The organism is Candidatus Poribacteria bacterium, assembly GCA_026702755.1.
In the GTDB taxonomy this organism is placed as follows: domain Bacteria; phylum Poribacteria; class WGA-4E; order WGA-4E; family WGA-3G; genus WGA-3G.
Genome location: JAPPBX010000081.1, coordinates 63,353 through 84,567, shown reverse-complemented (window position 1 = coordinate 84,567; position 21,215 = coordinate 63,353). Strand labels below are relative to the sequence as shown.

The 21,215-nt window shown below is 46.2% G+C and carries 21 protein-coding genes; 13 read left to right on the top strand and 8 right to left on the bottom strand.

Annotation, left to right across the window (positions count from 1 at the left end; all coding sequences use genetic code 11):
* Window positions 1-41: 41 nt before the first annotated feature.
* Complete coding sequence (locus OXH39_14920; GenBank protein ID MCY3551751.1) at window positions 42-1,031, bottom strand: DUF4268 domain-containing protein; 990 nt, start codon at window positions 1,029-1,031, stop codon at window positions 42-44.
* A 153-nt stretch (window positions 1,032-1,184) separates the two neighbouring features.
* On the opposite strand from OXH39_14920, the gene OXH39_14915 reads away from it, so the two are divergent.
* The 3 genes from OXH39_14915 (at window position 1,185) to OXH39_14905 (ending at window position 3,916) form a co-directional block, all read left to right on the top strand.
* On the top strand, window positions 1,185-1,907 hold the full coding sequence (locus OXH39_14915) for a superoxide dismutase (protein MCY3551750.1): 723 nt from the start codon (window positions 1,185-1,187) through the stop codon (window positions 1,905-1,907).
* 31 nt (window positions 1,908-1,938) lie between these two features.
* Complete coding sequence (locus tag OXH39_14910) at window positions 1,939-3,069, top strand: sulfite oxidase (GenBank protein MCY3551749.1); 1,131 nt, start codon at window positions 1,939-1,941, stop codon at window positions 3,067-3,069.
* Between the two features lie 67 nt (window positions 3,070-3,136).
* On the top strand, window positions 3,137-3,916 hold the full coding sequence (locus tag OXH39_14905; protein MCY3551748.1) for a phytanoyl-CoA dioxygenase family protein: 780 nt from the start codon (window positions 3,137-3,139) through the stop codon (window positions 3,914-3,916).
* A 47-nt stretch (window positions 3,917-3,963) separates the two neighbouring features.
* On the opposite strand, the gene OXH39_14900 is transcribed toward OXH39_14905, so the two are convergent.
* The 3 genes from OXH39_14900 to dacB all read right to left on the bottom strand — a co-directional run bounded on the left by OXH39_14900 (window position 3,964) and on the right by dacB (window position 7,756).
* The gene (locus OXH39_14900; protein ID MCY3551747.1) at window positions 3,964-5,940 is read right to left on the bottom strand and encodes a tetratricopeptide repeat protein; all 1,977 of its coding nucleotides are present in this window, start codon (window positions 5,938-5,940) and stop codon (window positions 3,964-3,966) included.
* Window positions 5,941-5,943: 3 nt separating this feature from the next.
* Window positions 5,944-6,264: a type II toxin-antitoxin system HigB family toxin gene (locus OXH39_14895; GenBank protein MCY3551746.1), complete on the bottom strand. Its 321-nt coding sequence runs from the start codon at window positions 6,262-6,264 to the stop codon at window positions 5,944-5,946.
* A gap of 199 nt (window positions 6,265-6,463) precedes the next feature.
* Window positions 6,464-7,756, bottom strand: coding sequence for a D-alanyl-D-alanine carboxypeptidase/D-alanyl-D-alanine-endopeptidase (gene dacB / locus OXH39_14890; GenBank protein ID MCY3551745.1), 1,293 nt, complete (start codon window positions 7,754-7,756; stop codon window positions 6,464-6,466).
* Window positions 7,757-7,995: 239 nt separating this feature from the next.
* Here dacB and cimA point away from each other — a divergent pair, with 239 nt between their 5' ends.
* A complete protein-coding gene (cimA, locus tag OXH39_14885; protein MCY3551744.1) occupies window positions 7,996-9,582 on the top strand; it encodes a citramalate synthase in 1,587 nt (528 codons plus the stop codon).
* A 219-nt stretch (window positions 9,583-9,801) separates the two neighbouring features.
* Window positions 9,802-10,389: a hypothetical protein gene (locus OXH39_14880; protein ID MCY3551743.1), complete on the top strand. Its 588-nt coding sequence runs from the start codon at window positions 9,802-9,804 to the stop codon at window positions 10,387-10,389.
* A 144-nt stretch (window positions 10,390-10,533) separates the two neighbouring features.
* On the opposite strand, the gene OXH39_14875 is transcribed toward OXH39_14880, so the two are convergent.
* The 3 genes from OXH39_14875 to OXH39_14865 form a co-directional block, all read right to left on the bottom strand.
* The gene (locus OXH39_14875) at window positions 10,534-11,514 is read right to left on the bottom strand and encodes an SDR family NAD(P)-dependent oxidoreductase (protein MCY3551742.1); all 981 of its coding nucleotides are present in this window, start codon (window positions 11,512-11,514) and stop codon (window positions 10,534-10,536) included.
* Window positions 11,515-11,532: 18 nt separating this feature from the next.
* Window positions 11,533-12,387, bottom strand: a complete 855-nt coding sequence (locus tag OXH39_14870) for a hypothetical protein (protein ID MCY3551741.1) — start codon at window positions 12,385-12,387, stop codon at window positions 11,533-11,535.
* 87 nt (window positions 12,388-12,474) lie between these two features.
* Window positions 12,475-13,023, bottom strand: coding sequence for a redoxin domain-containing protein (locus OXH39_14865; GenBank protein ID MCY3551740.1), 549 nt, complete (start codon window positions 13,021-13,023; stop codon window positions 12,475-12,477).
* A gap of 336 nt (window positions 13,024-13,359) precedes the next feature.
* On the opposite strand from OXH39_14865, the gene OXH39_14860 reads away from it, so the two are divergent.
* The 4 genes from OXH39_14860 to OXH39_14845 are packed head-to-tail and all read left to right on the top strand — an operon-like array spanning window position 13,360 to window position 16,982.
* Window positions 13,360-14,067, top strand: a complete 708-nt coding sequence (locus tag OXH39_14860; GenBank protein MCY3551739.1) for a hypothetical protein — start codon at window positions 13,360-13,362, stop codon at window positions 14,065-14,067.
* Window positions 14,064-15,344 (top strand): hypothetical protein, encoded by a 1,281-nt coding sequence (locus OXH39_14855; GenBank protein MCY3551738.1) that lies wholly within the window; start codon window positions 14,064-14,066, stop codon window positions 15,342-15,344. The genes OXH39_14860 and OXH39_14855 overlap by 4 nt, the downstream gene beginning before the upstream one ends.
* An 11-nt stretch (window positions 15,345-15,355) precedes the next feature.
* Complete coding sequence (gene mazG, locus OXH39_14850; protein MCY3551737.1) at window positions 15,356-16,147, top strand: nucleoside triphosphate pyrophosphohydrolase; 792 nt, start codon at window positions 15,356-15,358, stop codon at window positions 16,145-16,147.
* Window positions 16,148-16,202: 55 nt separating this feature from the next.
* Window positions 16,203-16,982 carry a nicotinate-nicotinamide nucleotide adenylyltransferase gene (locus OXH39_14845; protein MCY3551736.1) on the top strand — a complete coding sequence of 260 codons (780 nt, stop codon included), beginning with the start codon at window positions 16,203-16,205 and terminating at the stop codon, window positions 16,980-16,982.
* Here the strand turns inward: OXH39_14845 and OXH39_14840 are convergent.
* Window positions 16,960-17,529: a hypothetical protein gene (locus OXH39_14840; protein ID MCY3551735.1), complete on the bottom strand. Its 570-nt coding sequence runs from the start codon at window positions 17,527-17,529 to the stop codon at window positions 16,960-16,962. The genes OXH39_14845 and OXH39_14840 overlap by 23 nt on opposite strands.
* Window positions 17,530-17,964: 435 nt before the next feature.
* On the opposite strand from OXH39_14840, the gene OXH39_14835 reads away from it, so the two are divergent.
* The 4 genes from OXH39_14835 to OXH39_14820 all read left to right on the top strand — a co-directional run bounded on the left by OXH39_14835 (window position 17,965) and on the right by OXH39_14820 (window position 21,184).
* On the top strand, window positions 17,965-18,117 hold the full coding sequence (locus OXH39_14835; GenBank protein MCY3551734.1) for a hypothetical protein: 153 nt from the start codon (window positions 17,965-17,967) through the stop codon (window positions 18,115-18,117).
* A 166-nt stretch (window positions 18,118-18,283) separates the two neighbouring features.
* Window positions 18,284-18,958, top strand: a complete 675-nt coding sequence (gene nfi / locus OXH39_14830) for a deoxyribonuclease V (GenBank protein ID MCY3551733.1) — start codon at window positions 18,284-18,286, stop codon at window positions 18,956-18,958.
* Between the two features lie 10 nt (window positions 18,959-18,968).
* Window positions 18,969-19,763 carry a hypothetical protein gene (locus tag OXH39_14825; GenBank protein MCY3551732.1) on the top strand — a complete coding sequence of 265 codons (795 nt, stop codon included), beginning with the start codon at window positions 18,969-18,971 and terminating at the stop codon, window positions 19,761-19,763.
* Window positions 19,760-21,184: a sulfatase-like hydrolase/transferase gene (locus OXH39_14820; protein MCY3551731.1), complete on the top strand. Its 1,425-nt coding sequence runs from the start codon at window positions 19,760-19,762 to the stop codon at window positions 21,182-21,184. The genes OXH39_14825 and OXH39_14820 overlap by 4 nt, the downstream gene beginning before the upstream one ends.
* Window positions 21,185-21,215 lie beyond the last annotated feature (31 nt).

Genomic DNA, 21,215 nt, shown 5'->3' with positions numbered 1-21,215 from the left:
AAACGGGCAATAAATTGCCCTACTACAAACCAAATCCATGTTTATGCGTCATCCTCGGCTTCGGGTGGTTCCCAGTTGTCGACATTGAGTGCTTTTACGCGATGCCGGAAAACAGCATAAAACTTTTCAAGTTTAGCTGCAAGCCATTCATGCTGATTGGGCCAATCAGCTTCATCTGATGGATCAGTGTCACTTTTTAGTAAGTATATATGACTTTCCTCTCTTTCAGGTAGTTCTGACCATCCAAGTGGTTCACCAAATTCACTTTCAATTTCAGGTTGTTGTTCTCTCAATAGATGAAAGTGAGCCTTGGCGTTGATTCCGCGTATGGTAAGTTGAATACGAATCTCCTGCCTCCTGTTAACTAAAGTTGTGTATATACCGAAATCGGATCTGCCAATCCTAAAAATCGTCCGTGCTAAAGGTTGTGGGTTTGGCTGCGTAATCGGACTGTTTTTTTTAGTCAAGTGCTTGCCGAATTCTGTCCAGAATTTTTCCTGTTGTCGTTGGGTTTCAGAGAGATCTTTAATGGCATTTCGCGTGTCTTTAGTCACTGATCGGCTCCAGTCATTGGGGCTAGAGACGATCTCAAATTGCGGGGCACGTGCAGAATCCCCAATTTGCCATACTTTAATCTCTATCCCAAAGTACTGGAAGTGTTCATCTGTAATTTCGTTTAATCGATCAAGCGCAGCACGATGTTCTTCTCGGAATTCTTTCGCAATCCAGATAACTGTGTGGATATCCAATCCAGCCGCATACGTTAGGATTTGACCAAGGTGAATGTGGTCAGTCGCTTCCAATTGATTTTCAATGAGCACTCGTGAACCATCATCATTTTTGCATAAAATATCAGCACGGAAGTCTCCCACATCTCTTTCTTGTGCTTCAAGTTCCAGTTCTAAACCGAGGGTTTCAGCGAGAAGGTTAAGATTTTCTTCTTCAGCCAGCCATGGTGTAAAGTCTGCAGCTTCGTTGGGCCAAATATCACGGAGTTCAACGGGTTTAAGACGGGAAAGTTCTTTAGACATAAAGTGTTGTCTTCCTTTTCATTCTTTGTTTCTTTATATTGGTATTGCAATCAACATACCACATCTCTGTGCCAAAATCAACCGAATTTTATATTGACACAAACCCGCAATTTCTGTAAAATGCTATCCAAAATAGCAGGACAAGGAGAACTCATGAACCGCAGAAATTTTTTAATTCGAGGAAGTACCGCAGTGGCAGGACTGCTCCTTGCGAACAGTCCATTGCGCCTTTATGCTGACCATCACGAGCAAGCGCATAGCCATGGTCATACGCTACCAGCACTACGCTATCCGCACGATGCGTTTGAACCATACATCGACAAACGCACAATGGAGATCCATCACGGGAAACACCACCAAGGCTACGTCAATAAACTCAATGCGGCAATCAAAGGGCACCACGATTTGGAGCACCTGTCAATTGAAGACCTGCTCAGGAATATTGATAAAGTGCCGAAGGACATTCGCCAAGCCGTTATCAACAGCGGCGGTGGACACGCCAACCACACGCTCTTCTGGAGCATTATGATTCCCGAAGGCAGAGAACCGACAGGGAAAGTTGCCGAGACGATTCAATCCACGTTTGGTTCATTCGATGCTGGCAGCGAAATGTTTGCCAAAGCCGCGAAAACACATTTCGGATCCGGATGGGCATGGCTTGTCGTTGACGATAAGAAGAAGCTGCAGATTTATTCAACATCAAATCAGGATAGTCCGTTGATGAAAGGACATACCCCTATCCTCGGTCTTGATGTCTGGGAACACGCTTATTATCTGAACTATCAGAACCGACGCGCTGATTATGTTGATGCTTGGGGGAAAATCGTTAACTGGAAACAGGTTAACGCCAACTATATTGCGGCAACGAACGCTTAAAACTACGTCTACCGAAAAATGAGGAGGCACCATGGATCGCAGAGATTTTTTGCGACAGAGCGGTATAACGCTTACAGGGCTGCTGCTCAGTCCGTGGGCAGTCTACGCCTTTCCACGTCGTGAGGGTGAAGTGCTTATCCCTTTCACCGATCAACCGCCACCTTCAGAGCGAGTTTTGTTGGATTGGAGTAAGCTTGATACCTTTATCACACCGAACGATAAATTCTTCAATGTTTCCCACTACGGCACACCTGAAGTTGATCTCGCGACATGGAAATTGGAGATTAGCGGTTTGGTTGACAACCCGTTGATGCTCACAATTGAAGATATTAAAGCACGTCCACGGCAGGAGGTAACCTTTACGTTGGAGTGCTCCGGCAACCATGGGTTTGCGACGTTCACAGGTGGAATTGGCAATGCTAAATGGGCTGGCACACCCCTCGCGCCGATTCTCAAGGAGGCTGGTATCCAAGAAAACGGGATTGAGGTTATCTTCTTCGGACACGATGTTGGCGAAGAGGAACGACGCGGTGTAAAGATGCGTCAGAACTTTGCACGGAGTATGTCTGTTGAAGACGCATTGGAAGACACCAACCTCCTCTGTTATGAGATGAACGGTGAACCGTTACCACACGCGAACGGCGCGCCGCTTCGCTTGATCGCTCCGGGATGGTACGGCATCGCCTGCGTAAAATGGCTCAAACGTATTGAGGTGCGCGATACCCGGTACATGGGGCGGTTTATGGGACGCGATTATGTCACGATGCGCGAGGAGAAACGTCCCGATGGCGAATCGGTGTGGATGGAGACTTCAGTTGGTAGGACAAACTTGAAATCGTTAGCGGCGAAAGTAACGCGCATCGGTGATAGATACCGTATCTACGGTGCCGCGTGGGGGGCACCTATCAAAACCGTTGAAGTAAGCATTGATGGCGGTGCTTGGCAAAAGGCGACGATAGATCCGGAAGAAGATGCCGAATTCGCATGGAAAATCTGGCATCTTGATTGGAACAACCCATCGAAGGGGGAACATACTGTCGTCTCCAGAGCCATTGATACGAAAGGGAACATCCAACCTGCTGGGGACTCTGACTACATCACCGGAAAGCATACGTATTGGGAAAGCAACGGCCAGATCGTCCGTCCAATAAATATCGAATAGAATTTATACTCCCATATTGCTGGCGAGGTTTGAAACCTCGCCAGCGTCACGTTATAGGTAGAAGTTTATGAACATAACTGATGCACAGAAACAGCAATACCAAGAGGAAGGCTATTTCATTTTAGAGAACGTTATCCCGGAACCGCTTTTGGAACTGCTTCGCGGTGAGTGCGGGACCTTTATCAATCAGGCGGATGCTGAGATGGAGCGGCAGGACACAGAAATGCTCGGTCTCAATCATCGCGGAAAGCGGTATTTCGTCTCAAACTGCTTCAGGCAACAGCCTAAACTTCGCGAATTTCTGTTCAGCGATCTGATGGCGGATGTCTGCCGTGCGACCTTAGGCGATACGGCGTATCTCTTCTGGGAGCAGTACGTCGTCAAGGGAGCAGAAGAGGGAATGAAGTTCAGCTGGCACCAAGATTCGGGTTACGTTGGTTACCCCGACCACAAGCCGTACCTCACCTGTTGGTGTGCGCTTGATGATATGTCCGAAGAGAACGGGACGGTCTACGTGATGCCGTTTTCTCATATCGGTGTCCGTTCATGGGTAAAACACATCCGCGACGATGAAAGTAACGATATGGTGGGCTATTTCGGACCGGAAAAGGGTGTACCTGCTATCGTTCCTGCGGGGAGCATTGTGGCGTTTACGAGCGTCAATTTCCACTGTAGCGGGACGAACTACACGAACAGTCTACGGCGTGCGTATCTTGCGCAGTATTCCGCGGAACCTCTGCTTTCACATGATGGGAGTCGTCTATGGGGCAACGCTGAGCCGTTGTTGAAAGATGGAAAATCCGTTGTGGGAGAACCGCCCCCTGAGATTACGTCTCGGTTTGATTAAAAAAAGTCGGGGAGATGCTTGACCGTCGCGCAGATTTACATTGTCTTCTAATTGGCATTATCAAGTTCTTCAAGTGATTGCTCAATCTCAGTTTTGAGATCTTGGTTATCAGTCTGTTCTGCCAGTTCTAAGGCTTTTTGGAAATCTGCCTTTGCTTCCTGAGTCCTGCCCAAAAGAGTATTTGCTTGACCTCGGGTGTTGTAGGCTTCAGCCAAAGAAGGATTTCTCCGAATTGCTTCGTTACAGTCGGTAAGCGCAGATTCTGGTTGACCTAACTTAATTTTCGCAAAGCCTCTATTGGCATACGGCCATGCATCATCAAAGTTTAGACGGATGGATTCATCGCAGTCTGCCAGTGCAGATTCATATTGTCCAAGTTTGTTTTTCAAATGGCCTCGGTTATTATATGCTTCGCCATTATCTGGGTTGAGTTGGATAGTTTTGTCGAAATCAGCAAGCGCAGTTTCATATTGTTTTAATCTGTATTTGGCGTAGCCTCGGAATAAATAAGCTTCAGCAGAATCTGGATTGAGACGAATACCTTCGTCAAAATCCACGATGGCAGATTCATATTCTCCTATTCCATATTTGGCATAGCCTCGAAATAAATAAGCTTCAGCAAAATCAGGGTTAAGAGGAATACCTTTATCAAAATCGCCAATTGCAGAGCCATGTTGGTTGAGAATGCATTTTACCATACCGCGGAATAAATAAGTTTCAGTAGAATTTGGATTGAGACGGATGCCTTCGTCAAGATCAACAATCGCATCTTCATATTGTTTTAGGCTATATTTGGCATAACCTCGATCAAAGTAGGCTAAAACATCATCTGGTTCAAGTTGGAAACCTTTACCAAAATCAGCAATTGCAGTTTCATATTGTTCTAACTTAATCTTCGCGCGTCCACGCATGAAGTAGGCTTGAGCGTGATCTGATTTGAGTTGAAGAGTCTTGTCGAAGTCAACAATCGCATCCTTATATTGTTCTATTTTGTATTTTGCATAACCACGCAAGAAATGAATTTTGGCATCAGGTTTGAGTTGAAGGGTCACATCAAAGTCAGCAACTGCAGACTCATGACGATTCAACACTATTTTGGCACAACCTCGCGAGGCGTAAACTATATATACGAGCGAATTGTTTAGGTTTAGTCGTAGAGTCTCGTCAAAGTCAGCGACCGCAGACTTATAGTGATTCAGCGCAGTTTTTGCAATACCTCGCAATAAGTAAGCTTCGGCAAAATTGGGGATAAGTCGCACAGTCTCATCTAAATCAACAATCTCAGACTCATATTGACCTAAAGATCCTTTCGCTCTCCCACGGTTGTAGTAAGCATGTGCGTGCTCTGGATTCAGGTATATCGCTTGATCGTAAGCAAAAATTGCCCCTTCCTTTTTATCTCCGTCCGAGAGAAGGTTACCGATGGACAAAAATGCCTCCGCGGCAAGTGCTTTTGTAGGTTTTTCCGACTTCTTGATAGGATTATCTTGTTGATTCTCATCTTTTATGTCGTTTAAATTTACATTTTCTGCTAATTCAGGAAACAAGTCTGTCAGTTTTGGAAAGTATTCATTTTCATACTTTGTGATGAGGACACCAGTGAAGTCCATCAATGATGCCAAGCGATGCTTTTCATCGTCACCAACGATATAGATTAGTTCTTTTAGCACTGCATCAAGTTGTTCATAGTCGGTTTCGGTCAGTGCAGCAAAGTCGTTATTTACGTTCCGACTCACTATATCGCTTAGGGTTTCAAGTACTTCCAGAAGCCATTGGTAGTCGCTTTCTGGATATGGATCCAATTCAATCTGTTCTTGTTCCGATGCTTTTATTGGTTTGGAAAAAGACATTGGAACTTCAGGAACGATTTTCCACATCAGTGTTTGTAGATGCTCGGAACTGAACTCAGCAATAGCTTGTTCTTGGAGGAGTGCGCTAAGGTCTGTTTTCTCTAATAAGACATTAAGTCCGAAAGAAATGGGTGTTGGCGATACATTCGGTGTCGGAGGTCTTTCAGTTAACATGGTCTACTTTCTCCAATTTCCTGTATCATACTCATCGTGTGTTAGCACTTGATCAATAAACACGACCTGTTGCGCGTATTGCACGACCGTGATAAGACGAGCATCGTTGCCACTAATGTTGAAAACTGTCAATGTTATTGACTCTCGATTAAACCTTCGAGGTTGAACCTTCACTGGTGAAACGCGTCCGAACGTTTCACGCAGGTCAATAATTGACTTAAAACTTCCTTCTCTCATCAATTGTGTCCAATGGTTGAGGGAGGTATGAGTATTTGGATGTCGCTCTGCAAATTTCGCCAACTCATTTTCTCTAACAATTCGCATAAAAGAGTCATGTAGTGTGTTTGTTGTATTAACGGGTGTATCTGTTCTTGGAATACCAGCAGCGAATTCTTAGGACGCTGCGGATAATAAAATTACACCATCTTATTAGATAAGTCCCTCAAAACCGCGACTATTATACCACATGAAAGCCTATATGACAAGAGAATCACGTTTATAGAGCAACATGCCCAAGTTGTTCCTATTCGTTTTCGGAGAGTTTACCGGTAATGTTACTAACCGGATGGCGGCTAAATCCGGCCAGATAATTCCCAATTTTATCTTGGATGTTCCGTGCAGGTGTCGCTGGACCGACATAATGGCTGATGAGGATGCCGAATGCGAACACCTCACCGTCTGCAGTTACGGTGTAACCCGCAAGCGCAGAAACACCGCTTAAAGTGCCAGTTTTCGCACGTAATGTCTTTTCGGCGGACACGCCTTGCATCCGATTGCTTAAGGTGCCATCAACGCCAGCAATCGGGAGCGATGCCAGATACTCTGGCATCAACGCAAAGTTCTGATACATGTAGACGAGCAGTTTCGTGAGCAATTCGGCGTTGAGGAGGTTGTACCGAGAAAGCCCGGAACCGTCAACGAACCGATGCGGCGGCGGTTCGCCCATGATTTCAGTTAAAAATTCATTGATGGCATCTCGTCCTTTCCTCCACGTTCCGGGTTCACCTATCACTTCTGCTCCTATGGTTTTGAAGAGCAGTTCAGCGATCCAATTGTCACTCGGTTTGTTCATTCGTTTGAGAATATCGGCGAGCGGTGGCGATAAATGCTTGGCAACGCTGCGTGCGTCTGGTGGGACTGTTCCTGAGACGACATCACCTGCCACTTCAATGCCTTTTTGTTCGAGTTCGATTTTCAATAGATAGCCACACGACAGTGCTCTGCTTCTTGTTTCCGGATCGGGTTCTATTTGTCTGATGCTTAAAGCACTCATCCGAAATGGTCTATCGTCCCACATCCATCCTGGACCCTCCCGAACGGTGTCAAGATATGTTTCGTCAACAACGACATCACCTTCTATCAACTTCACACCAGATTCAAGTAACAGGTCAGCCAATTGCACTATATCATCTGGTTGAAGCACTGGATCCGCTCTGCCTTTAAGGTAGATGTTTTCTATCACTTGTGTATTCGCATCCGCATCGACATAGAGCGTTGTTTCAAACTGGTAATCCGATCCCAATTTCGCCAAAGCAGCCGCTGCCGTGAAGAGTTTCGTTGTGGAGGCGGGGTGGTGTAGCTTGTGCGCATTTTTTTGATAAATCGCTTCCCCTGTTTCAACCGCAACCACCTTTATCCCAATGCTTGCCGTTGTGAACAACGCTTCCTGTAAAACGGTATCAATATCGGCGTGTAGTTTTTCGAGTGGATCCAACGATGCAGCTGGAATCTGGATCTCAACCGGTTTGGAGGTGAATATCCCACAACCTGAAAATAGTATTATTCCACAATAGAGAAAGATGGAAAAAGTTTTCATAATTTTTAATAATACCATAATCGAACGAATTATCAAATTACAAATAGATTTAAAGAGACGCAGCACAAGGATTTTATTTTGCTATTGGCACTGCGAAAAACACAGACAAAATTTGACTTTCACCCTTAAATGTGATAAAATATTGGTGTAAAACTAAACAGGAATTAAGATATAAAAGCCTAAAAGGAGACACCGAATTTTGGCGTAGTTTGCAGCCAAAACTTGCCGTGAAAAGGGACATGGTTGAATTTTATGACACAACACTTAGGGATGGCAGCCAAGCAGAAGGCGTAGCGTTTTCTGTTGAAGATAAACTTATCATCATAGAGGCACTGGATAAGTTAGGTATCCGCTATATTGAGGGGGGTTACCCCGGCTCCAACCCGAAAGATATAGAATTTTTCAAGCGAGCGAAAGGGATGGCGTTAGAAACGGCAACGATTGTGCCATTCGGCAGCACGCGCTATCCGACGTATACCGCCGATGTCGATCCGAATTTGACTGCTTTGTTGGATACTGGTGCGAGGACGGTTACAATTTTTGGAAAGAGTTGGCGGCTCCACGCCACCGATGTCCTGCGTGTCACAGCAGAAGAGAACTTGGAATTAATTGAGAGTTCTGTCCGCTATCTTGTCGAAAATGGGCGCGAGGTGATTTATGATGCCGAACATTTCTTCGATGGTTATGCCGACGATGCTATCTATGCAATGAAGACGTTGCAAGCGGCTGCATCTGGCGGTGCGAGCTGCCTCGTGCTCTGCGATACCAACGGCGGCAGACTACCACTGGAAATCCAAGCAGGTGTTGAAACTGTCCTCTCCGAACTGTCACTGCCTGTTGGTATTCATACGCACAACGATGCTGGAATGGGTGCGGCAAATTCCGTGCTGGCTGTCCAGGCTGGTGCGACCCATGTGCAAGGGACCTTCAACGGCTACGGTGAGCGGTGTGGAAACGCGAATCTCGCCTCTATTATTCCCACGATTCAACTCAAACTCGGCATAAAGTGCCTCAGCGATACGCGGCTACAAGCGTTAACAAGTGTATCGCGACTTATCAGCGAATTGGCGAACCTCCCGCACGATGAACGTCAACCTTACGTCGGACGTTCCGCTTTTGCCCACAAAGGTGGTTTGCACACCGATGCCATCCGTAAAAATCGTCTTACTTATGAACACATCGTGCCGGAAACGGTTGGCAATACGCAACGAATTCTCGTCTCTGACCAAGCGGGACGCGGCACCATTATGAAAAAGATTGAGAAGGAATACCCCGATTACGACAAGGATTCACCACAGGTGTTAGAACTCTTCAAACGCCTCAAGGAAGCGGAACAGGAAGGCTACCAATACGAAGCCGCTGAAGCATCGTTTGAACTTTTGACACATAAGATATTTAATGGTTACGAATCCTTTTTTGAATCTGTTGGTTTCCGCGTTATCATTGAACAATTCAGCGACTACGCGATGCGTTCTGAAGCAACCATAAAGGTTACGACACCAGATGGTCTTACGGCACACACCGCTGCTGATGGAGATGGACCGGTCAACGCACTTGACACCGCGCTCCGAAAAGCGCTTGAGCAGTTCTATCCCGCTTTGCAGACTGTCCGATTGATAGATTACAAGGTTCGGGTGTTGGATACCAAAGCCGGGACAGGTTCAAAAGTCCGAGTATTGATTGAAGCGAGTGACGGAGAGAGAACTTGGAGCACTGTTGGCGTTTCAGAGAACATCATCTCCGCCAGTTGCGAAGCATTGATAGACAGTTTTGAATATAAACTCTATACAGACAAGACTTTCGCTGCTTCGCTGCAATCTAAATAATTACGCAGGACGTACGTGCCACATTGTCCTGCACGCGCGCTTTGGCGAAGATTAAGCGTGCCTCCTGTCAGAAACCTCACCTATAAACGAATCGCAATTTATCGTAAAGTCTACGCTTACTTGAACATTAGAGGAAGGCGAGGATACAATCCTCGCCAGCGGAAGCGAGGATATATTTCACCTTGAGGTTACCATGCCTCATATTTTTAGGGGAACAACATGGGACATTTAGACACAATCGAGAAGGCAGCACAAAAACTGATAGCACTCTGTCAGAAAGAGAAACAGACAAAAACCGATAAAGAGAAAATGCTCGTCATACACGCTGAGATCCTTACAAACATCGAAAACCTTTCCGAATGTGAAGTCTGTGGCGCGATTACAGAAATGATTGTAACGATGACCTTGGCGGATGTCACAGCGAAGTTGTGTAAGGAATGTGGTGTCAAGTCCTTAGAAGTGGGGAAAATTCAGACTTCTAAACAGGGAACGTCTCGAAGAAGGGCACGCCAGACGAAGACACGGACATCTCCATCGGCAGAATCGAAACCGAAAAGAAAAGGGGCACCTTCCAAACGCACAGCACCCATTGAAGAACCGGAGTCTCCCGCTGAGTTACATGCCCGCATTGAAGCACAGACCGGTATCAAGAAAACCGATGTGAAGCGGCTCCACAAGATCGTTCAGGACATTGCTGCCCCGATGAGTCCAGAACATACACTCACTTATGTCCAACGCGAGGTAGAGATAGCAAAAATAAAGGTGGATGCCGATGCTTTGAAAAAGGCAGTCACACTATTGACTTAGTGCTTTGTCTCGTCAAAGTTAATGGGTGTAAAGGTCGCGTGCACGGGAAATCCGCAAAAATACGCAGAAACACCCAAGCAAAGACACCAAGCAATCCGCAGAAATACCCAAGCAAAAACACTCGCTCCTACAAGGAGGGGCGATTTAGCCTGTTTGGATGTCTTTTGCCCATTCACGATTCGCCTGATACCACTCTACAAGCGCAGTGATACCTTCACGGAAAGTGACCTGGGGTCGCCAGTTTAAAAGTTTTTCCGCTTTGCGGATATCTGCCCATGTGGCGCGAACATCAGCCGGATGAAAAGGTTGGTGTGAGAGCTGCGCTTCCTTACCAACGAGTTCTTCTATAAGCCGAATCGTATCAATAAGTACGATGGGACTGTCTGAACCGAGGTTAATCACTTCGTAGTTGAGAGGTTTCAGCCCTGCTATCACCCCACGAGCGATGTCTTCAAGATAAGTATAGTCTCGCGAGGACTGTTTGCCATCGCCATAGACGATGACCGGTTTCCCTTCACTGATCCACTGTACAAAACGAAACGCGCTCATATCCGGTCTGCCAGCGGGACCATAGACAGTGAAAAAACGGAAGATTGTCACGTCGATACCGTAGAGGTGATGGTAACTATGGCAGAACGATTCGGCACCTTTCTTTGAGGCAGCGTAAGGGGATAAAGGTCCGTCTGTGTTTGCCTCTTCGCTGAAGGGGAGTGGATTGTTCGCACCGTAAAGACTTGATGTCGATGCCAACACGAATTTCTTTACTTCAAACTCGCGGCACAATTCTAACAGATTCAGTGTACCAGTTACGTTCGTGTCAACGTATACCCAAGGATTTTCAACGGACTGCCGCACCCCGGCACGAGCTGCGAGGTTAATCACTGCGTCAAATGTAGGGGTACTCTTCTCGAATATTGCCTGTAGGGTATCTCGGTCACAGATATCTGAACGGTGAAATTGGAAGTTTGGGATGCCTTCGAGTTGCTGAAGTCTCCACTGCTTGACTTGTGTATCATACGCTTTGTTTATATTATCGATTCCAACAACGGTGTGTCCTGCTTCCAACAAAAACTCCGTCACTTTCCAACCGATAAACCCCGCACAACCGGTGACGAGATATTTCATATCCGTTTCCCTTCGTGATTATTCGCAACCTGCTTTGAACTCTTCAAAACGCTCTTGAAATATTGAGAGTGCCATTTTCGACATCTTATATTGCGTTTGGGTATCTGTTGCTAACTTTTGCAATTCGGCTTCGTGCTGCGAGAGCAGCGCGTCAACCTCCTCAACTTCCTGCTTCAAGGCTGAAATTGCGTCGAATGCATCAGTTTCACTGGTACATGCTGTTAACAATTCGTGATAAAGCGTTACGCCACCATCAAGCCTTTTGAAATCGTGGTGTATCCGATTCAGTGCCCTACGGTAATTTTCTGGCACCATCGGGCTTTCCGTCTCAGTGAGTGTTTTTAAGGTGTCCCCCAACTGTGTCAACTGAATCTGCTGATCAGACCAGAGAATCTTTTTCGCGACACCGTCTACGTTATCGCTATCTATAACGGGCGCGTGCTTCTGTAGGTTATCGCGAAGCTGGGTTTCCAATTCAACTAACTCGGCTTGAAACATTTTGATACGGCGTTTGAATTCCTCAGAAGATGCCCGGACTTCAGGGAACTTCTCATGCAGGTCTTCATGCTTCTGTTTCAATTTGTGAACCTTTAAGATGTAGGTCGGATAACGCACCTTCAAATTTTGAGAAAGGGCGCGTACCTCCTGCTGGTTCCCCTTAATCCGTTTTTGTTTACCTTCTACTATCCCTATGAACCCATAGACCGCAGCAGAAAAACCAAAGATGATTAAAATCCAGTCTAAAATAAAAAAAAGTAAGTCGTCTCCGGCTACGCCCATCGCGAAGAAACCGAATCCACCAAGGAACAGACCCGCGACAAGGAAAAAGATTGGACTGGACAAATAGGGTTCTATTCTAATTTTCGTGGCCATACTTTCCTCCATTACCGAGAGGATTGCACACGCTTAAACGCTGCTAAATATAAGGTCAACTGACAACAAAATACGACTTCATAAACATTACTCTGCATCGGGTTTTGCTAAAAGTTTGTCGATTTCCTTTTTAAGTTCGGCGTAAATTTCCGGTTTGAAATCGGATTTTCGGTGGAACACAATGGTGCTTTCCTGCGAAATTAGGTATAGTGTTGGTTTTTTCTTTTCCGTCTGATACCGCTTATGGACCTCTCCCTTCCAATCCAGCAGGAATTCCACAGGGGGTGGGTTTTTCTTGAGTTGACTTCTGATAAATCTTTTAGGTATGAATCCGGGGACACTCCGCAAATCGGCAATGATATAGGCGACAACCTTTTCATTTTCTTTATAGTCTTTCTGGAACGCTTCTGCCCACTTGTCGTCTTCCTCTCGAATCTTGCGATTGCCCATAATCAGGAAAACGACCTTACCGCGCAGCTTCTTCAAATTGTGCTCCTTTTCCTCAGCGTCTTGGAGCGTCCAATCTGGTGCTGTATCGCCTACTTTTGGTGGTACTATCTCGCTTTTTTCGTCGGCAGAACTCATGAGTATCCCAAAGAAAGCGATACTGATGACAGCAACAATGGACAATTTCATGGCAGCTTTTCTCCCGTGCCGTGTATTCTCTATCCGCATTCTAACACAGTCTCTCAACAATTGTCAAGTTGACTTTTTCGAGAAGACCTGCTATTCTATTACTAAAGAAGTTGTCAGTTATCAGAATTAGACACTGCTTGATCGCCAATCGTCATCTGTAGCGTTACGCCACCTATCCGACCTCGGGCTTGAGCGTGTTGTTATTTTCTAAGACGAATATCTGTTGTGATTCGGAGATTGTCCCGAGTGAGGGAAGTTCAATATCCACACAGCTTTCTTAAAAAAACTGAATGATCCTGTTCTATTTATTCGCTATTGCCTCTACATGTAAAAGATATGAACGCTGAACGCACTGTCCCAACACTTTTGAATCAAATTCGGGAGGAACTCCTTCCGCATATCGCATACGCGTCGGAGATCCAGACGACTGAGAGTTTGCAACGCTTTCGGAGCCAACTCCACAGTCTGCATTACTACTGCGTTCGCACACAGATATCCGACACGGTTTGTAATCGTTTAGAGGTAATCCTTTCAACGAGTGCTGATTTTTGGCGGCTCATCGCAGAAAATGAAGTGTTGTTGACAAATATGAAAGATTTTAGGCGCGTTCGCACCTTCTCAGCAGAAGCAGAGGGCATAACAAACTTAGAAGAACTGCTCTCTGGCGAGGATACACTTCGCGATGTGGTTATTAACAGTGTGGCGTTTATGCTGAATTGGAAGGCGAATACAATCTGGGTAGATTCTGCTAAGAAGGCGCGCACAGCAATGGCAAAAAATTATATGCTGGAAATTCAGGACCGCATCTGGCAGTTTATCAAGGAGAGCACGGCAGAAACAGAAGAAGACGATTTAGAAAAAGCCGAACAGGTCCGGGAACGTGCGGATAGACTGCTTGCGGTAATTCATGCCAGCGATCTGCCAACGGAGGCGCAGGTTACGCTCCTGATGCAAATCTATACCTTACTATTGCGTCTTCAACTCGGCCAGTTGATTCTTCAATTAGAAACCCTTCAAGAACAGGAGAATGGAGCAGACGCATGAAAACACGTCCTTTTGGCGTAGTTCGCAAGTCGAAACTTGCTATCAGAGGCCTACCATCCAATAATTTGCGCCGCAGCGTGAAGATTGTATGCTGCAATATAGCCTTACTGCTTCTGCTTCACAGCGCGTTTGCCGCTGAGATACCTACTGTGGCGCCGGGGAAAGAGGTGCGTATCACAGCCCCAAAGACAGGAAAGACATTTCTGCTTTACGTTCCAGTTGATTACACCGACAAACGTCCATTTCCAGTTATTTTTTATTACCACGGTTACCGTGGGACGGCCACAACAGGAATGTTCAGGCTGCTAACAAAAGGAAAAGGGTTTATTATTGTCGGTATGAATTATGCAACTGATCGTTATTATGAGGGAGGACTCAGCCCCACCGAAACGGCACCGGAGAAAATTTTCTTTGATGAGGCGTTAGAACTTGTTTCAAAACGGGTGAACGTCGCCAAAGAATACATTTTCATGGGGGGGTATAGCCAAGGCGGCTATTCAACGACCGTCCTCGGAGAACAGATGTTAGATCAATTAGCGGGGAGATTCGTCCTCGGTGCTGGAAGACGCGACGTGGACATAAATCCACCCCCTGCGGAATTGATTCGCGGACATCCGGTTTTCTATGGTGCAGGTGAATTGGATGACCCGCATTACGAACGCGCAAAACGCGCAGCACAGTTTTATAGGATGTGGGGTGCAGATGTGACTTTTGAGGGGTGGCCAGATGAAACACACACGCTTTCTCCAAAGTGGTCAACGAAAACAAAAATAAGGGAGTGGCTTATCGCTTATGGACCTATGAAGCAGGTTGAAGTTGGATTTGAAAAGGCACAAACCGCCGAAAAGAATGGCAGACTTGGAGAGGCATTCACAATTTACACCCAAATTGCGGACATTTTACCTGATACAGAGCTCTGCCAAAATGCGAAAGAATCGACAACACGTCTCAGGACGCAAGCTGAGACGCAATTTGACCAACTAAAAAAGGCAGCTGATGAAAAACCCTACGCCGAGATGGTAAAAACGTTAGAGGCATTTCGCAGGACCTATGCCGGTAGTGTTTTCACAAAACGTGCGACGCAACTGCTCAGCGAGTTATTGAACGCCAAAGCAGACGCGTTAGAGGCACGTGCTCGTGCGGCAGAAGCAGAGAAAAATTATGCACGTGCACTGCAGTTCTATGAACTTTATCTCACCTATTTCCCAGAAGCGGAACGTTACTCCGAAGTCCAAAAACACGTAAAGGCTTTGAATAATAAAACAAAAACCAAGTAAAGGAGAACTCTATGGAAAAAGAATTATTTGAAGAACTTGTTGATGTCATAGCGACCTTGAGAAGCGAGAATGGATGTCCGTGGGATCGGGAGCAGACACATGAAACGCTGAAATCCACACTCATTGAGGAAACCTATGAAACACTTGAAGCAATCGATACGGGTGACCCGAAAAAGTTGAAAGAGGAATTGGGAGATCTCCTCCTAAACATCATGCTTCAAGCGCAGATTGCAGCGGAACACAAAGATTTTGACATCTATGCAGTGATTGAAACGTTAACGGAAAAATTGATCCGACGGCATCCGCATGTTTTTGGTGACGTTAATGTTGAGGATTCAAACGAGGTCGTAAAGAACTGGGAGGAGATCAAACGCCAAGAGGCAGGCTACGAGGACCGGCAATCGGTGCTTGACGGGATTCCGAACGCGCTTCCTACACTTCTCCGCGCCCAGAAGATACAGAATCGAGCCGCACGTGTCGGTTTTGATTGGGATAAACTCGCCGATGTTATCGCCAAAGTGGATGAAGAACTTGAAGAGGTCAAGGTGAGCATCAGCGCAGATAAGCCAGAAGCGATTTCGGCAGAACTCGGAGACCTATTTTTTGCTATCGTTAATCTGTGCCGTTTTATGGAAATTCAAGCGGAAGAAACGTTGCGGAACGCGAACCGCAAGTTTATGACCCGCTTTAAATGGATGGAAGCGGAATTGGAACGCCGCGGCACGAATTTTGAAGCGCAGGACTTAGAAAGTTTAGATGAAATCTGGGAAGAGGCGAAAAAGGCGGAAGTTGATAGGGATTAATTCTGTACCCTTGAAGTAGAGATTGAGGACGTGGAAAGCGAAAATAGGTGTGCAAATGGAAAACTCACTTTTGAATCTATTGATACAAAAATGCGAAAACCATCCGGACTACGAAAGGTACACCGAACTCTTTAACCGACTGGACCCGACAGCTCCGCCGCAGATAGAACTGATTCATCGTGCCACATCCTCAACCCTTGAACACGGTAAGAAACTCGGTATTTTTTCAGGTTCCTTCAATCCGTTGACCCTCGCACATACGAAAATGATAGAGGATACATTCACCAAATACCAATTGGACGAACTGCTTCTACTCCTTGCAAAAGCAAACGTTGATAAGACGGTGTTCGGTTTACCGCTTGCTGCGAGGCTCTTGACCCTCAAAAGGTACACAAAGGATCATCGGAGGTTTTCGGTAGGTGTATCAAGCCATGGCAGGTACATTGACAAAGTCACCGCTTTAAAAACGATTTCACCTCCGGAGACCGAGTTCTACTTTATTGTTGGATATGACACCTTAGTGAGAATCTTCGATCCGAAATATTACACAGATTTTCACGCGGAATTGGAGGAACTGTTCGGAACCGCCCGTTTTATTGTTGCGAATCGTGCGGAGGCGGATATCGAGACAATAGAATCCTTCATGACCCAACCCGAAATTCACCGATATGCTTCCTACGTTTCATGCCTTCTGCTGCCTGACTTTTACGCCTATATGTCCTCAACAGAGGCCCGCGAACTCTTAGAGAGAAACGAGGCTATTGAACATCTTGTGCCTCCCAGTATCCTCGCTATGCTTGACGAAAGTCGTTCTAACGCCACTTGTACGGAATGACGAGTTTGTCTAACTTCTGGCAGCTATAGACTTGTGCATCTAAATGCCGACAGTAGAGGCAGGATTTGCGATGTGGGTTTTGGACAGTTGGTTGTAAATATTCACACGTATCAGCGATCTGTTCCATTGTATCTCGATAAACCTTAGCAAGTCCGTTATTGACAGATTCAGCAGCTTGGTCGATAGCGCGCGCCGCCTCGCCTGTCGCTTCCCATATACTATTAATCACCTCAGTGAGAACAGCGCGATAGGTTTGTTCACCGGGAGATTCTGGCGAGTAGAGGACAACATCATTTTCAAGACAGTAACTTGCCAAACCTCTGAGTCGGCTTTTTTCACCTTTACTGTATTCCTCGCGCAGCTGCGCTTTGAAGGCTTGTTGAAATTCTTCCCACCCAAGTTTCTCTGTTTCCCATCTTCGTAACAGTTCTGTATCTGGAGTTAACTCAAGTATACTCTGCAAACCGTCTACTGCTTGGTGGCAGATGACGAATTGGTTTTGTGTGTTGTCTTTTTTCAGGTTGTCAAGTGTATCTAAATATAACATCTATTTACCTCGTGAGAGACAATCTTTGTTCACTTTGACGCTAAAAATACGATAAAGTTACGTTTTATATGCATTTCCATTTCCTAAAAAATGTTCCACGTAAAACCTTACTTCAAAGACATATTGGGCGTGTTTCTATTTTGCTACAATTTCTTCATATTTTTCGTCCCTTTGTGTTAAATAAAACACATTTTTCCGACTTATTCGGTCATTTTGGAGGTTTTTTAGATGGCATGATTATTGCTAATACCTTTTATTGAGACAATTAATAGACAAATTAAACAAAATTTGGCAAAGTTTGAAACCGATTATTAGGTATCTGCGTTATATCTTACCAACGTTTTCGGCGGAAGGTTTCAAACCTGAGAAACGTCAATAGACTCACATAGGTCTATTACTATAATAATAGAAATTTTACAGTGAGGAGAACGGACGATGTTCTACGGAATAGAGATTATTATCGGTAGCTTAGGTGCCCTCATTGGTATTGGCGGCGGTTACCTTGTCCTCTCTGCTTTTTTTGCGGGTATCCGGCATATCACAAAGCCTGGTGCTGTTGAAGTCAAAGAAACAACGCGCGAGAAATAGCCACTTGGACTCGTAGGCTACACCGAAAAGGTTTGACAGTTGAAGATTTTTGTGTTATAATGTTATTGAGCATTAGGACGAAAAGGTTTACCGCTGCGTTCTTTCTTGGTGCCTGAGACATTGTAAAACAAAATGACGTTTAGATTGAAAACGAACAGCGGCAGCTATGAAGTATCACGCTCTCCATTCGTGGGATGTTTCATCTGAAGAGGCACGGCAAATTCAAAACAGGCTTCGCACGCAGGTGGTTACAACAGACCGGTTTGGGACAATCAACACCGTTGCTGGCGTAGATATCGGGTTGAAAAAGGACATCGCACGTGCATCCGTGGTAGTCCTCAGTTTTCCCGAACTACAGGTGGTAGATAGCGTGGTTACAGAGAGCCCTGTTCGTTTTCCTTATATACCGGGGTTGCTGTCCTTCCGAGAAATCCCACCACTGTTGACAGCGTTTTCGCAGTTACAAACGGAACCAGATCTGGTGATAGTAGATGGACAGGGCATCGCACACCCAAGACGATTCGGACTCGCATCGCATTTAGGGTTGGTCTTGGATAAACCGACGATCGGTTGTGCAAAATCTCGACTCTGGGGACGATACGAAGAACCCGATTCAGAACAGGGTGCTTACACGTACCTCACAGACAAGGACGAGGTGATTGGTGCCGCGGTCCGCACACGTACAAACGTTCGGGTGGTCTACGTATCAATAGGACACCGAATCTCCTTGGATTCAGCACGTACATGGACACTGGCGTGCTGCCAAGGATATCGCCTGCCTGAGACGACCCGTCATGCACACAACGCTGCATCCGGCAAAATCCCCAAAATACGTAAATGATTGCAATACCATGAACAATAGCAATCCGCTGCACTGGTCGTTTGATTACAATTACGGTGCGCAAAATCCCCAATTTGCACAGGAGTTAATTAGAATACTTCGTGGATATGATCCAGAGATTAGCACGTCTGGTACACAAAAAGCGCACGCTGTCACCCACGTTTACGATATCCTGCCGAACTATTGGCGCGGCTATAGTAGAGGGGGTGTTAAGGAAGAACTAAGCATCGGGACAGCCATCATTGAACGAAGCAAGAACGGCAATAATCTCTGGAGTTATTCTGTTCAATACGAGAATACAACAAGTGGTGAGAATCTGGAGATTAAGTTCCGTTGTGAGGATGAAGATTACCGCCCACTCACGGGGAATTGGGGCGTTGATGCCCGAAACAGTGGCGACGATACATACTCCCGATTGTCATGCGAGGGCTATCTCGCCTTAGATTCAGAGATTCGGCTGCGCATTAATGGCACTGAAATCAGTGCTGGAACAGTGGACACATCTGTCAAGCTGACGTGCAACTGGGCACTCTTCGATGTGATTCCCGCGCTTACGCGAACAATTCGTGCATCGGGCGATGGGATCGACATTGCGGTGCTTGAAGACTTAGAGCAACTTCGACCCAAAAGCAGACTCGGTTTCCTTGAGTCGATACAGACCCCACTTCCGCTTGACGGTTATTATCTCTACGGTGCTGGGCTTTTGCCCTCCTATTGGTGGCTTGATGTCCACGGGAACATCGCTATCGCTTCGACTTTCTTTGAGACGTTGGTACTCAGAGAGAAGATGGGGGACCGTAAATGAACGAACGTCCCAACATTCTCTTTATTAACACCGACCAGCACTCATGGGATGCGATCTCGGCTTACGGAAACCCGTATCTGCGTACGCCTAATATTGATGAACTGCATCGAAATGGAACCTCTTTTCGCAGGTCATTCTGCACGGATCCAGTGTGTGCCGCTGCCCGCTCGAGTTGGGCGACAGGTTTGTACACCTCTGAAACAGGTGTGCCTTTTAACGGTGGGTATTTGCACCCAGAAATTCCTGATCTTGGGCAGTGCCTCAACGCAGGCGGCTATAGAACATTCCATTGTGGCAAATGGCATGTTCCTGGGCGAAATGTTCGTGAGAGTTTTCAAACGCTTTATTACGGGAAAACCGATATTGGGGCAGGCGGTGCAGCATACTACGATTCAGCATCTACGCATGCGGTTGCTGATTTCTTGACAAATTACGATAGCGATGAACCGTTTTACCTCCAGATCGGGTACGTTGATCCACACGATGTATGCGAATATTTGCACAATCATGAGGAAAAACGTATCCCAAATCCTCTGGAACAGGGAACTGTTTCGGAAGACGGTTTGCCACCACTCCCTGAAAACTTCGACTATGATGAACGGGAGACAGTGCTACACCGCGTCTGCCGAAGGGTTGACGACGCGCTTATCCACGCCGCTATCCTTAAAGGGGTCCGTAATTGGGATGAACTTCACTGGCGTTACTTGAGATGGAACTATTACAGATTCATTGAAAAGGTTGATGCAGAGATCGGAAGAGTGCTCGCACTACTGCGCGAGACCTCTTTACACCATAACACACTCATCATTTTTAGCGCGGACCACGGCGAAGCGTGTGGAAGTCACCAGATGTTCCAGAAGTTCACGCTCTACGAGGAGAGTGTGAGAGTGCCATTCATCGTGGCGTGTTTGGGGGATGGGATTTCTATAGAGAAAGATCGGTTTGATGAAGGGCATTTCGTCTCTGGTGTAGACCTATTCCCGACCGTCTGTGATTACGCCGGTATTGACGTACCCGAAGGGATACAAGGCGTGAGTGTTCGTCCACTTGCTCAAGCGAAAGATGTCCCTTGGCGGGATTGCGCTTACATAGAGAGTAACTATTGGGGACGGGCAATCGTTACTAAGGAGTATAAATACGTTACAGAATACAGACCGAAAGCGGTGGAGGATTTCTCACCACCCGGACCGGATGCCGAACAACTTGGGCTTTCGCAGCTATTTGATCGACATGATGACCCGGGTGAGACAAAAAACCTTGCAGAAGACGCAGCCTATAGCGAGGTCGTGAACACGTGCCGAGATAAACTACTCGCTCAAGAGGCTCAACTCCATCGCCAGCAAATTGTGCATCCAAGCCCGAAACGCGTCATATCAAATTGGGGGGAGCGGTTACGGGCATATTGGGAGCACGGTAGATAGAACATAGGAAAGTAAATTTGCTAATACAGAT